Annotated in this window: 9 protein-coding genes; 8 read left to right on the top strand and 1 reads right to left on the bottom strand. The window is 72.5% G+C overall.

What is annotated here, in order from left to right:
• The first annotated feature begins 181 nt into the window (after positions 1-181).
• From ACTG9Q_RS05700 to ACTG9Q_RS05685, 4 genes are all read left to right on the top strand, one after another.
• Positions 182-3,286 carry a hypothetical protein gene (locus ACTG9Q_RS05700; RefSeq protein WP_455571544.1) on the top strand — a complete coding sequence of 1,035 codons (3,105 nt, stop codon included), beginning with the start codon at positions 182-184 and terminating at the stop codon, positions 3,284-3,286.
• A complete protein-coding gene (locus ACTG9Q_RS05695; RefSeq protein WP_455571543.1) occupies positions 3,283-5,685 on the top strand; it encodes a CHAT domain-containing protein in 2,403 nt (800 codons plus the stop codon). Before ACTG9Q_RS05700 ends, ACTG9Q_RS05695 begins: the two co-directional genes overlap by 4 nt.
• Positions 5,669-6,541 carry a toll/interleukin-1 receptor domain-containing protein gene (locus ACTG9Q_RS05690; RefSeq protein ID WP_455571542.1) on the top strand — a complete coding sequence of 291 codons (873 nt, stop codon included), beginning with the start codon at positions 5,669-5,671 and terminating at the stop codon, positions 6,539-6,541. The genes ACTG9Q_RS05695 and ACTG9Q_RS05690 overlap by 17 nt, the downstream gene beginning before the upstream one ends.
• Before the next feature lie 170 nt (positions 6,542-6,711).
• Positions 6,712-7,095 (top strand): bacteriophage spanin2 family protein, encoded by a 384-nt coding sequence (locus ACTG9Q_RS05685; RefSeq protein WP_455571541.1) that lies wholly within the window; start codon positions 6,712-6,714, stop codon positions 7,093-7,095.
• Positions 7,096-7,239: 144 nt separating this feature from the next.
• Here the strand turns inward: ACTG9Q_RS05685 and ACTG9Q_RS05680 are convergent, their stop codons facing one another.
• Positions 7,240-7,836 carry an EF-hand domain-containing protein gene (locus ACTG9Q_RS05680; protein ID WP_455571540.1) on the bottom strand — a complete coding sequence of 199 codons (597 nt, stop codon included), beginning with the start codon at positions 7,834-7,836 and terminating at the stop codon, positions 7,240-7,242.
• Positions 7,837-8,082: 246 nt separating this feature from the next.
• Between ACTG9Q_RS05680 and ACTG9Q_RS05675 the strand changes: the two genes are divergently transcribed.
• From ACTG9Q_RS05675 to ACTG9Q_RS05660, 4 genes are all read left to right on the top strand, one after another.
• Complete coding sequence (locus tag ACTG9Q_RS05675; RefSeq protein WP_455571539.1) at positions 8,083-9,498, top strand: glycoside hydrolase family 16 protein; 1,416 nt, start codon at positions 8,083-8,085, stop codon at positions 9,496-9,498.
• Between the two features lie 121 nt (positions 9,499-9,619).
• On the top strand, positions 9,620-10,915 hold the full coding sequence (locus tag ACTG9Q_RS05670) for an ABC transporter substrate-binding protein (RefSeq protein WP_455571538.1): 1,296 nt from the start codon (positions 9,620-9,622) through the stop codon (positions 10,913-10,915).
• Positions 10,912-11,928, top strand: coding sequence for a carbohydrate ABC transporter permease (locus ACTG9Q_RS05665; protein ID WP_455571537.1), 1,017 nt, complete (start codon positions 10,912-10,914; stop codon positions 11,926-11,928). Before ACTG9Q_RS05670 ends, ACTG9Q_RS05665 begins: the two co-directional genes overlap by 4 nt.
• An 8-nt stretch (positions 11,929-11,936) precedes the next feature.
• Positions 11,937-12,767, top strand: coding sequence for a carbohydrate ABC transporter permease (locus ACTG9Q_RS05660; protein WP_455571536.1), 831 nt, complete (start codon positions 11,937-11,939; stop codon positions 12,765-12,767).
• Positions 12,768-12,769 lie beyond the last annotated feature (2 nt).

Here is a 12,769-nt window from a genome sequence, read left to right as displayed (position 1 = left end):
GTGGATAGCCGAATAAACCTCATGGACATTTCCTGGACACAATAGCGACAACGGCGCCGGAGAGGGGGGACCGACCTCGGTCCGACCTTTAGGCTCTGCTTTACTCCAAAAGCAGGAAGGCACGCCGATGATTCGGGCCAAACGTCCGCCCCTGTACCTTTCGGCGGTAATTGTTGCCGCAATGGCGGCGGGCTGCACGAGCGCGGCGGAGCCCCGCGTCGCCGGTCCGGATCTCCAGGTCGGGTACGCGGGGGCGGCCCAGCGGCTGGCGGGCATGGACCCGCTGGAGGGCGCCGAGCAGAAGCGCGACTGGCTGCGCCTGGCACTGGCCGCGCACCTCGAGCTGGACACCGGGCAGCTGCGCGACCAGTCCTACGACACGCTGCCGCTGCGCGACGAGGGCTTCACCGACCTGGCCCGCCAGCCGGTCGGCCCGGGGCGCGCCCTGCTCGACGGCGCGGGCGTCCTGCACGTCCTGGCGCCCGATGGCGACCAGCGGGCCGTCGGCCTGCTGCTCGACCAGCACCGCGCCGACGCCGGGGCCGACCCCGCCCAGGTCCGCGTGCACCACTACACCGACCACGCCGACACCGCGACCGCCGACATCCGCTCGGGACCGCCGACGGCCACCGCCGAGGCGCGCGCGTCGCTGGGGTACGTCGAGACGCGGGTCGACGGCGGGCAGGGGCTGGCCGACTTCCTCGGCCGGGCGCGCCATCTGTCCACACTGGAGGTCCGCGACGGGCAGGTGTGGGCGGGCGGCTGGACGTGGCCGAACGCCGGGGCCGCGCTCAGCGCCGCCGACGTCTCCGTGCTGCACCGCGCCTACACCGCGGGCGACCGGCCGGGGTTCTCCCTGGACCCGGTCGACCCCACGGTCGACGGGCTGCTGGCCGCACTGCCCGAAGTGGACCCCGCCCTCGCCAAGGTGATCGTCGACGGCGGCTGGGCGGGCACGGAGTTCGGTTCCGCCGAGGAGTTCGCGGGCGACATCGACCACGTGCTGTTCGACAACGGCTCATTGGGCAGGCTCGCCGATTACGGAATCACCGCCGACCGGACGCAATTGTGGGCGCTGCTCAACGCCGCCGAGGGCAGGCCGTTCTCCAGCGAGGCCAGATATGACGGCGGGCTCGCGGGCACCGAAGTGGGAATGACCCTCTTCTACACCGATTACATCGCCAAGGACTGGACCGCGGGGGTCGGCGACGGCGTTCCCGCCGATGCCGTCGAGGGATTCACCCCGAAGACCCAGGCGCCCACCGCGTGGAGCCATTGCGGCGACACGGCCGCGGAGTCGGGCAGGCTCTGGTTCGGCCAGAACGACGCCGCGTTCGCCTTCCACGACGGCCGCGTCGACATCGGCGCGCAGGCCACCCGGCTGTTCACCCGCTCCGACGCCGACGGCGGCGAGATCGAGAGCAGCTACGCCTTCGGCGGCGCGCTGCGCTGGTGGGACCGGCACTACCAGGCCGTCGCCGACTACGAGCCGCAGTACAGCCGCCTTGAGCAGCTGATGCGGTGGAGCGCGGCGCTGGAGTGGCTGGTCGGCACCACCGAGCACCGGCTGCGGCTGGTGGAGCCGGGCGAGGTGGCCACCGGGCTGTCCTACGCCGACTGGTACGCCGACCACGACGACCTGCGCGAGCGCGGGCCGCTGCGCATGGTCGCCGGGGCGGACCCGGAGGAGCTGCTGCCCCAGCCATCGCAGGACTACACCAGCTGCGGGCGGACCTGGCTCGGCGGCGGGGTCAGCCTCGGGGACGTGCTGGCCCGCAAGGGCGAGCGCGCCTACCGCGCCGACCTGCCCGCCCCGGCCAACCGCGCGGGCCTGGTCGACGAGTCCTCCACTTTGGACTCCAATGGCGGCACCATCAAGAACCCGGTGCTGGACGACCGGGGCGCCGTCACCGACGTGGTGACCCGCGAGGTGGCGAGCACGGCCGACGGCGCGGCCACCGTCGCCACCACCGCGGGCGGGCGCGCGGTGGCGCCGCTGGGCGGGCTGAAGGTCTGGCTGGCCAAGGCGGTCGGCCGCGAGGTCGGCACCGACCTGCGCGCCGGGGGCGGCAGCGTCGAGCAGAACGCCTCCTTCCACGGCCACGACCTCGGGGGGCTGCGGGCGCAGAAGAACGGGCGCACTGTCACGGTGAGCTGGCGCACCGGTGTCATCGACCGGGCCCGGTCGGTGCTGGCCGACATCCAGGCCAGGATGACGACCACCCCGTCGGCCACGCTGGCCGCGGCGGGCGGGCGGGTGCTCTACTCCCACAAAAGCGCGGGCGGCACGACCCTGCACCGCGTCGGCGGCGGCGAGGAGCCGTGGCTGGCCATCACCGCCGACCTCGGCCCGCCCGGGGACAGCCTGGCCCTGCGCCTGGGCGTCCCGCGCCCGGACGACACCCCGGCGTTCTACCACGGCACGTTCACCGCGGGACCCGGCCCGCCGTCGCGCTGGATGACGGTCACCCCCGGCGAGACCGCCGTGCTGTCGTTCTCCGACACACCACCGTCCGGCAGCCCCGTCACCGTGTCCATGAAGGACGGTCGGACCGGCAGGGCGCACCCCGACTCCGACCGCTGGTCCGCCGCGACCGACGACCCGGTGCTCGGCCTGCGCGGCCCCGTCGAGGGCGCCGCCCTGCTGCGCGACATGCCCCGGGTCCACGCGGCCATGAAGGACGCCGCGGGCGACGGCATCCCCCGGGCCGTGGTCCTCGGCCAGGACGGCGTGGCCCTGGCCACCCCCGAGGGCATCCAGCTGCTGTCGCCCACCGACCCGTGGACCGCCCGCGTCCTGGCCGCGGTCGGCCCCGACCTGACCCGGGTCCCGCTGACCCGCGTCATCGACGACCGCCTGGTCCACGTGGTGCCCGACGGCCTGCGCGGCCCGGCCGAGCCCTACACCGCCTCCCTCGCCGACGTCCTCGCCACCGCCGACGCGGTCTACTTCCACAACCAGTTCCGGGCCGACCTGTCGCTGTCGGAGGGCACCCTCCTGGCCGACGCCCTCCCGCTCGACGCCACCGTCACCGTCCGCCCCGCGCTGATGGCCGAGGAGCCCCGGTACCAGTTCCACACCCAGCCCGACGCCCGGACCGACTTCGGCGCGACCTGGTGGCGCGTCGACGGGCGGGTGGCCACCACCGGGAACGGCCAGCCCACGACGACCGCCTCCGCCCCGCCGACCTCGTCCACCCCGCCGGGCGCGAGCCAGGACATCCCGGGGTCCCGCGTGCTCCTGGTCTGCCCCGAGGACACCGACGACCTCGCCGGGTGCTCATGACGATCGAACTCGACCCCGGCACGCCCCTGGCCGACGCCGTCACCGCGGCGGCGGCGGCGTACGGGCGGGGTGATCACCGCGGCACGGACCACGCCTACCTCGCGGCGATCGGCCTCGCCGACAGCACCGCGCTGGCCGCGGCCCTGGCCGCCGACCACGTCACCGCCCTGCTGGCCCTGCGCGCGGTCGCCATGGCCGACGAGCGCTGCGCCGCGCACCTCGCCCGCTTCCCCGACGACCCGCCCCTGCGCGCCGTGCGGGCGCAGGTCCGCAGCGCCCGGGGCGAGCACGCGGGCGCGGTGGCCGACGCCGAGGCGACCATCGCCTCGACCAGCGGCGCGGTCCGGGGACGGCTGCTGCGGGTGCTGGGACTGGCCGCGGCCGACGACCGCGACCACGGCCTCGCCGCGAGCCGCCTCGCCCAGGCGCGCGAGGAGTTCCGGCGCGCCGGGCACAGCGCGGGGCTGGCCGCCGTCGAGCGCGACCGGGCGGTCATCGCGATGCGGCTCGGCGACCAGGCCGCCGTCGCCGCGGTCATCGCGAGCACCCCGCGCACCACCGCCGACCACCTCGCCCGCGCCTCCGCGCTGCGCAAGGAACTGCGCTACGAGGAGGCGCTGGGAGTCGTCCGGACCGCGCTGACCACCGCGGACCCGGCGCTGCGCCAGGCCGTGATCGAGGAGCAGGCCGTCCTGCTGCGGCTGCTGCGCCGCGACGGCGACGCCGAGCTGCTCACGCCGTTGATCACCGGCGTCGCCCGGGTCTGGCCCGAGGCCGCGGCGGGCGAGTCCCCCCGGTTCGACCGCGAGCTGCACCGGGTGCGGCGGCTGATCGAAGACCGCCGCCACGCCGAGGCCGACGCGGTGCTGATCGGCCTGCGCCCCCGCACCGACCACGAGGTGGGCATCTGGCACCTGGCCGCGGGCGAGCTGGAACTGGCCCGCCACGACAGCACCGGCCACGGGCTGGCCCAGGCCGTCGTCCACCTGGCCACCGCGGCCGACCGGGCCGACACCGTGGCGCTCACCGAGGTCCGGGTGCACGCCCTGCGCAGGCTCGGCCTGGCCTGCTTCTGGTCGGACGACGCGCACCGCGCCGCCGAGTGCTGGGCGGCGGCGCACAAGGCCGAGGAGTCCATCGCCGACCGGCAGGTCAGCGACGAGTGCCGGGTGCGGATGCTGACCGCCGCCGACACCGAGCACGACCACGCCGTCACCGCCACCGCCCACGCCGCCGAGCGCGACCCGCGGGCGGCGGCCGCGGCCGTGGTGGCCATGGAGGCCGCGCGCGGGGCGACCCTCGTCCCCGGCCGCCTGCTCCCCGGCCTGCGCGACCTCGACGGCGCGTGGCGCTGGCTCAAGCGGATGACCGTCGACCTGGCCGGGAACCAGGCGGTGTGGATGGCGCACGCCACCAGCGGGCGGGTCCATCACGCGGTGCTGACCCGCGACGGCGTCCGGCTGGGCAGCGTCGCCGCCGACATCACCCGGCTCGGCGACATCGTCGCGGAGTTCCAGGCCTTCCTGAGTCCGGGCTACCTGGAGATGAGCGCCCGCTCCGGCGACTTCGACCGCGCCCTCGCCGAGATCGCCGCGCTCGTCGGGCTCGACGCGGCACTGGCCGACATCCCCGGCGGCGTCACCCGCCTCGCCGTCGTCGCGGGCGGGCCGCTCGGCCATGTCCCGTGGGCGGGGATGTCCACAGCGGACGGTCACCTGGTCGCCAGGTACGCGCTGTCGGACCTGCCCAACCTGACCATCCGCCGGCCGCTGCGCCGCCGGGCCCTGGGCTCGCGCGGCGACCGGGAACTCCTGCTCAGCCCGCCCGACGGGCTCACCATGGCCGTCCCCCGCCCAGGCCGCACCCTCCTGGCCGACGACCAGGCCACCACCGCGGCGCTCGCCGCCGCCGCGCCGCGGCACCGGGTCGTCCGGATCGACTGCCACGGCAGGCACGACCCGACCGCGCCCGAGGAGTCCTGGCTGACCCTCGGCCGAGGTGAGCGGCTGACGGCGCGGCAACTCCAGCGGTTGCCCCTGCGCGGCACCGTCACGCTGGGCGCCTGCGAGTCCGGCATGGCCCAGCCGCGCGGCCGCGACGAGCCGGTCGGCTTCGTCCGCGCCGCGCTGCACGCGGGCGCCGCCGCGGTGGTCGCCGCCCGCTGGGTCGCCGCCGACGACACCGCCGCCGCCCTGCTGGACAGCTTCGAGCGCCACCTGCGCCACCTGCCCCGCGACGTCGCCCTGCAACGCGCCCAGCTGTCCACATCAGACCACCCGGCCCGCTGGGCCTGTTGGACCCTCTATGGAGACCCTGGCAGGCAGACCAAAGCCGGTCCGATCCGCCGCCTGCTGCGTGCCCGTGCCGACCACCGGAGACACCGTGCCCCTTTTCGCTGACCGACCCCGCCCCGCGGTCTTCCTGTCCTTCGCCGGACCCGACCGCCCGCTCGCCATGCGCCTGCACGATGACCTGCGCGGGCACGGCGTGCGGGCCTTCGTCGACGACTGCGACGTCCCGCTGGGCAGCAACGTCGTGCTCGCGCTCAACAGCGCGCTGGCCCGCTCGGACTACTACGTCCTGCTGTGGTCCCGGCACGCCGTCGACCGGCCCTACGTCGACGCCGAGTGGGCCGCCGCCTACGCCAGGGAACTCCACGAGCGCCGGTCGTTCCTCTTCGTGCTGCGCCTGGACAGCACCCCGCTGCCGCCCCTGCTGGCCCCGCGCAAGTTCCTCGACGCCGCCGACGGCTGGGACGCCGCGGTCTCCGCCCTCGTCCGCGCCTGGCGCACCGACCTCGACCTGCGCGTGCCCGTGGTCCCCGCGCCGTCCCCGACCTCCGAGGAAGGGCCGGAGATCGTCCTCTACGTGCGCAACCGCGCGCTGTCGGTGGCGCACACCGTGGCCGTGTCCCCGAACGCCACCGGCCACGCCCTGCACGAGCGGGTCCGCGTCAGCCTGGCCCTGCCCGACGGGGAGTCCCGCTTCGGCGGCCAGGTCGGGCTGCGCTTCACCTACCGCCTGCTCACCGCCGAGGAGCCCCTGCCCGACAAACCGCTGTCGGAACTGGGCATCGGCGACGGCGCCACGGTCGACCTCGAGGTCACCGTCGACCCGTTCGGCCCGGACGGCCCGCAGGAAGGCTGGGTCATGCGCGGGGAATGGGACCTCGCGGCGCTCTCGGCGGTGGCAGGCCCGAACGAGAGGTTGGTCAGTGCCATGGAGCGGGCCGCTTTCGGGCACCTGGCACCGTGATCCACTCGTGCTTGACACCGCGGGACCCGGCTAGGCATCCTGGTGTCGCGAAGGGGAGTACCCGCCCAGTCCGTGGCCGTCAGTACGACAGGTCGACACCTGTCCGGCCAGGACGCCGCCGTGTGGCGGTGGGGAGACCTTCGGTCGTTCAAGGCCGGAGGAGAGCGCACATGCGTCGAATTGGTTCCGTGGTCGCGGTTGTGGCCGGTTTCGCCCTGCTCACCGGCTGCTCGGCGCTGCAGGACGCGGCGAACACCGCCCAGGCCGCCGAGCAGGCGCTGACCACGGCGCAGGTGTGCGCGCAGGCCATCAGCGCGGTCGAGTTCAACCCCGCCAGTGACCCCCAGGCCGCGGTGGAGCAGAGCCAGAGCGCGGCGCGGGAGCTGTCCGACCTGGCCGCCCAGGCCGCGGACGTGACCGTCGCCGAGGCCATCGGCGGTGTCGCCGACACGCTGATGAGCGTCACCCTCGCCGACTTCGCCACCCCGGTGGAGTGGTTGCAGCAGCGGACTTCGCAGGCCGCCGACCTGCTGTCGGCCTGCTCCGGCCTCTGATGTCCGCCGCCGGTTCCTGATCGACGGGAGTCGCTGAGACCTACCGGGAGAAGAGGGCCACCGCGACGCCGGGGGGTGTCGCGGTGGCCTGTCCCGTCGAGGGGCCCGTCCTGTCAGGTGGCCCGTCCTGTCAGGCCCGTCCTGTCAGGCCCGTCCTGTCAGGCCCGTCTCGTCAAGGCCCGTCTCGTCAGGGGTCTCCGGCAGGCTGAAGTTGCCGAAGACCCAGTTCCCCGGCGCGATGGGGTCGTCGCTCACCCAGAACTGCGTCCACAGTGTCGTGAACTGCGCCCGGCTGAGCAGGCCGTCGCCGTCCTCGTCGAGGATGCCGAACACCGCGTCGGTGTCGGTGCTGCGCCCGTTCCACGCCTCGATCAGGCTCCGGTACTCCGCCGCGGAGATCAGGTCGTCCCCGTCGGCGTCCCCCGCGTCGAACATCGCCGACGCGGTCGTGACCACGGCGTCGAGCATCCCCGGCAGGCGCGCCACCACGGCCAGCACCTCGTCCACGGTGACCTTGCCGTCGCCGTCGGCGTCGGCGACCGTGGCCAGCGCCGCCCACCAGCCCATCATGATCGCGCTGATCCGCTCGTGGTCGGCGCTGCCCTCCGCGGCACCGCGCAGCCACGACCAGCGCTCGGTGATGGCGCGAAAGTCCGATTCGTCGAGCAGGCCGTCGCCGTCGGCGTCCATCGCCCGGAACACCGCGGTCACCTTGCCGCGCTGGAGTTGGCTGGCCCTCATCAGGCTCCTTCCGCCGAGTGGATCACAAGGGTGGTACAGGCGGCGGCAGGGGAACAGGGCCGCCTGGGTCAGTCGCCATCCCGACCGGGTGATGAAGTGACCACAGGGCGTGAGTAGGGCGTAAATGTTACGAACAGGATCATTGACAACCCTGCCGTGAGAGCGCTTACATGGTTCGCAGTTTGTTCCTGACAACAACAAACTGATCTTCACGGCATGACCGGGTCGACAAGGAGGTCCCCTACCGTGCCCACCCTGCAACGCACGCTTCCCAAGCGGGGCAAGCGCTTGCGACTGGCCCTCGGCGCCGCGAGCGCCGCTGTGCTGGTCACCGTCCCGCTGACCCTGGCCGCCAAGGCCGATGTCCCGACCACGCCCAGCGGATGGACACTGGCCTGGAGCGATGACTTCAACGGCTCCGCGGGCTCCCGCCCGTCAGCGGCCAACTGGATCATCGACCTCGGCCACAACTACCCCGGCGGTCCCGCCAACTGGGGTACCGGTGAGATCCAGAACTACACCGACAGCGCGCAGAACCTGGGCCTCGACGGCGCGGGCAACCTGCGGATCACCCCGCGCCGCGACGCGGCGGGCAACTGGACCTCGGCACGCATCGAGAGCCAGCGGTCCAACTTCCGGCCGCCGCAGAACGGCGTGATGCGCATCGAGGGCCGCATCCAGATGCCGAACGTGACCGGGCAGGCCGCACTCGGCTACTGGCCCGCGTTCTGGGCACTCGGCGCGCCGTACCGGGGCAACTACTGGAACTGGCCGGGCATCGGCGAGTTCGACATCATGGAGAACGTCAACGGGATCAACTCCGTCTGGGCCGTGCTGCACTGCGGCGTCGCGCCGGGCGGGCCGTGCAACGAGTTCTCCGGCCTGGGCAACAGCCGCGCCTGTCCCGGCGCGAGCTGCCAGTCCGCCTTCCACACCTACCGCTTCGAGTGGGACACCAGCGTCTCCCCCAACCAACTGCGCTGGTACGTCGACGGCCAGGAGTACCACCGCGTCACGCAGAACCAGATGGACGCGACCAGCTGGGCCAACATGACGAACCACGCGGGGTACTTCATCCTGCTCAACGTGGCCATGGGCGGCGCTTTCCCCAACGGCGTCCAGGGCAGCCCGACCCCGACCGCCGCCACGGTCCCCGGCCACCCGATGGTCGTGGACTACGTCGCGGTCTGGACGCGCGGCGGCGGCACCCCGCCGACCACCACCACCACGACGAACCCCCCAGGTGGCGGTGGAAGCGCTTACACAACCCTGCAGGCCGAGTCCTTCCAACAGCAGAGCGGCCTCGGCGTGGAGACCACCACCGACTCCGGCGGCGGGCAGAACGTCAGCCACGCGACCGGCGGTGACTGGGCCCTGTACCGGGGCATCAACTTCGGCTCCACCCCGGCCCGGCAGTTCATGGCCAGGGTGGCCTCCGGGGCGGGCGGCGGCGTCAGCGGCCTGATCGAGGTCCGCCTCGGCAGCCGCACCAGCGCGCCGGTCGGCAGCTTCGCCGTCGGCAACACCGGCGGCTGGCAGAGCTGGCGCACCATCCCGGCCAACATCACCGCGACGACGGGCGTGCACGACGTGTACCTGACTTTCAGCAGTGGCCAGCCCGCCGATTTCGTCAACGTCAACTGGTTCACCTTCGGCCACTGAGTGACCCACCGATGAAGCCCGCCCGCGGGCCCCGCCGCCGGTCCCACGGCGGGGACCGCGGGCACCCATTCTGTCAGAACGGCCCGTGAGACCGCTCTCACGGTAAATCAGGAGGCACGGAATGCGCAGAGCACGACGGACGCGCGCCGCGGCCGGGCTGCTGATCAGCGGCTTGGTTCTCACGGCGTGCTCCAGTGGCGGGGAACAGCAGTCTGGAGGGGACCCGAACGCCCCCGTCACGCTGACGGTCAACGTCTTCGGCGACAACTTCTCGCTGCCGGAGGACCGCTCGGTCTATGACGAGTACGAGCGGCTGCACCCCAATGTGAAGATCGTCGAGAACCGCGGTGACTTCGGCACCCACCACCAGAACCTGCAGGCCCGCCTGACCGCGGGCACGGGCGCGGCGGACCTCGAGGTGATCGAGGTCGGCCAGGTCGCGGGCTACGTCGGCCAGACCGACAAGTTCGTCAACTTCCGGGACCACGACGTCGACACCTCGGCGTGGACCGACGCCACGATCGCCAGGGCGTCCACACCGGACGGCGCCGCGCTGCTCGGCCTGCCGACCGACATCGGCGGCCTGGCCATGTGCTACCGCAGCGACCTCTTCGCCAAGGCGGGCCTGCCCACCGACCGCGCCGAGGTCGCCAAGCTGTGGCCGACGTGGCAGGACTACGTCGCCACCGGCGACAAGTTCCTCGGCAAGGCGCCCAAGGGCGTCAAGTGGTTCGACGCGGGCGGCCACGTCTTCACCGGCGTCCTCGGCAACGAGAAGGAGACCTTCTACAACGCCAACGGCGACCTGATCGTCGCGCAGAACCCGGCCGTGCGCGCGGCGTGGGACCTGACCGCCCAGGCGATCAAGGCCGGGCAGTCCGCCGCGCTGCCGGAGTTCACCCCCGAGTGGAACACCGGCTTCCAGCAGGGCCAGTTCGCCACGGTGACCTGCCCGGCCTGGATGATGGGCTACATCAAGTCCAACGCCGCCGACACCGAGGGCAAGTGGGACATCGCCACGATCCCCGGCGGCTCGGGCAACTGGGGCGGCTCGTACCTCACCGTTCCCAGCCAGGGCAAGAACACCGCCGCCGCGGTCGAGCTGGCCAAGTGGCTCACCGCGCCCGAGCAGGCCGTCAAGCTGTTCAAGTCCATCGGCAACTTCCCGAGCCAGCGCGGCACCTGGGAGCAGCCGGAGGTCAAGGACTTCACCGCGCCGTTCTTCAACAACGCCCCCGCGGGCACGATCTTCCCGGCATCGCTGGCCAACGCGCCCGTGCAGATCGCGGGCCCGCAGAGCGGCGTCATCGGCAGCACCTTCGGTGTCGCCCTCAACAGTGTCGAGCAGGGCAAGGACCCCAACGCGGCTTGGGACCAGGCCATGACCGACATCGAGGCCGCGGCAGGGACCGGATGAGGAGTCCGCACGCGGACCCCGAGCACCGCGGGCTGTCGGCGGACGCCGACCGGCGACAGCCCGCGGGACCACCAGCGCCGCCCGCCGACAACCGGCGGGCGGCGTGGCGGTCCCGGCTTTACCGCTGGGACCTGAAGGGGTCCGGTTACCTGTACGTCGCGCCGTTCTTCCTGCTGTTCGGCGTCTTCGGCGTGCTGCCGCTGGCCTACACCGCGGTGATCTCCACCACCGCGTGGAACACCCGGCGGCCCGGCAGCGAGGACACCTCGGTCGGGCTGGACAACTACGGCGCCCTGCTCGGTGACGACAACTTCTGGAACGCGCTGGTCAACACCCTGGGCATCGGGGTGTTCGCCACGGTCCCGCAGCTGCTGTTCGCCCTGGGCATCGCCCACCTGCTCAACTACAAGCTGCGCGGGCGCCTCGCGCTGCGCATGGGCGTGCTGATCCCGTACGTGACGTCGGTGGCCGCGGTCGCGCTGATCTTCAACCAGATCTTCGCCCGCGACTTCGGCCTGCTGAACTGGCTGCTCTCGCCGTTCACCGAGGCCCCGATCGACTGGCGCTCCAGCACGGTGGCCAGCTGGTTCGCCGTCTCGGCCATGGTGACCTGGCACTGGACCGGGTACAACGCGCTGATCTACCTGGCGGCCATGCAGACCATCCCGTACGAGCTCTACGAGTCCGCGTCGATCGATGGCGCGGGCAAGTGGCGCCAGTTCTGGTCCATCACGATCCCGAGCCTGCGACCGACGATCATCTTCACGGTCATCGTGTCCACAGTGGGCGCCCTGCAGCTGTTCGCCGAGCCGTTCCTGTTCGACACGACCCGCAACCACAACGGCGGGTCGGAGAGACAGTTCCAGACCGTCGTCCTCTACCTGTACCAACAGTTCTGGACGAACGGCCGCTACGGTTACGGCGCGGCGATCGCCTGGACGCTGTTCGTGATCACGGTGGTGATCGTGCTGGTCAACCTGCTGATCGTGCGACGCATCAGGTCGTCGGAGTGAGGAGGGTCATGTCGGGCAAGGCATCGGGCGCGCGCTGGCCCACCTACACGCTGCTCATCGGGATCGTCGTGGTGTCGATGTTCCCGCTGTACTGGTCGATCGTGGTGTCCTCACGGGACCAGCAGTCGGTCGGCAGCTACCCGCCGCCGCTGCTGCCGGGCGGGAACCTGTGGGACAACATCGCCGCGGCCTACGAACAGGGCAACTTCGGGCTGGCGCTGATCAACTCCACCATCGTCGCGGGCACCATCACCGTCTCGGTCGTGCTCACCTCGACCCTGGCCGGGTTCGCCTTCGCCAAGCTGCGCTTCCGCGGGCGCGACGCGCTCTTCGGCGCGGTGGTGGCCACCATGCTGGTGCCGACGCAGCTGGCGATCATCCCGCTCTATATCATGGTCACGCAGTGGTTCGGCTGGGCCAACGACCTGCGCGGGGTGATCGTTCCCGCGCTGGTGACCGCGTTCGGCGTGTTCTTCATGCGCCAGTACCTGTCCTCCGCGGTCTCGCACGAGCTGATCGAGGCGGGCAGGCTCGACGGCGCGAGCACGTGGCGCATCTACTGGAACGTCGTGCTCCCCCTGGCCCGGCCGGGGGCGGCCGTGCTGGGGCTGCTGACGTTCATCACCTACTGGAACGACCTGTTCTGGCCGCTGATCCTGCTGAACACGCAGAACCCGACGGTGCAGGTGGCCATCGCCAACACCGCGGGCGGCATCGAGGTCGACTACTCGCTGGTGCTGGCGGGCACGGTGATCGCCACGTTCCCCATGGTGATCGTGTTCCTGCTGCTCGGCCGCCAGATCATCGGAGGAATCATGCAGGGAGCGGTGAAGGGATGAGG

This window comes from Actinokineospora lacus (assembly GCF_053813445.1).
This window is presented reverse-complemented; position numbering and strand designations above follow the sequence as displayed.

Excerpts from the sequence above, each read along its gene's own strand:
- ACTG9Q_RS05665 (WP_455571537.1), top strand. The coding sequence starts at position 10,912 with ATGAGGAGTCCGCACGCGGACCCCGAGCACCGCGGGCTGTCGGCGGAC.
- ACTG9Q_RS05670 (WP_455571538.1), top strand. The coding sequence starts at position 9,620 with ATGCGCAGAGCACGACGGACGCGCGCCGCGGCCGGGCTGCTGATCAGC.
- ACTG9Q_RS05695 (WP_455571543.1), top strand. The coding sequence starts at position 3,283 with ATGACGATCGAACTCGACCCCGGCACGCCCCTGGCCGACGCCGTCACC.
- ACTG9Q_RS05685 (WP_455571541.1), top strand. The coding sequence starts at position 6,712 with ATGCGTCGAATTGGTTCCGTGGTCGCGGTTGTGGCCGGTTTCGCCCTG.
- ACTG9Q_RS05660 (WP_455571536.1), top strand. The coding sequence starts at position 11,937 with ATGTCGGGCAAGGCATCGGGCGCGCGCTGGCCCACCTACACGCTGCTC.
- ACTG9Q_RS05680 (WP_455571540.1), bottom strand. The coding sequence starts at position 7,836 with ATGAGGGCCAGCCAACTCCAGCGCGGCAAGGTGACCGCGGTGTTCCGG.
- ACTG9Q_RS05700 (WP_455571544.1), top strand. The coding sequence starts at position 182 with ATGGCGGCGGGCTGCACGAGCGCGGCGGAGCCCCGCGTCGCCGGTCCG.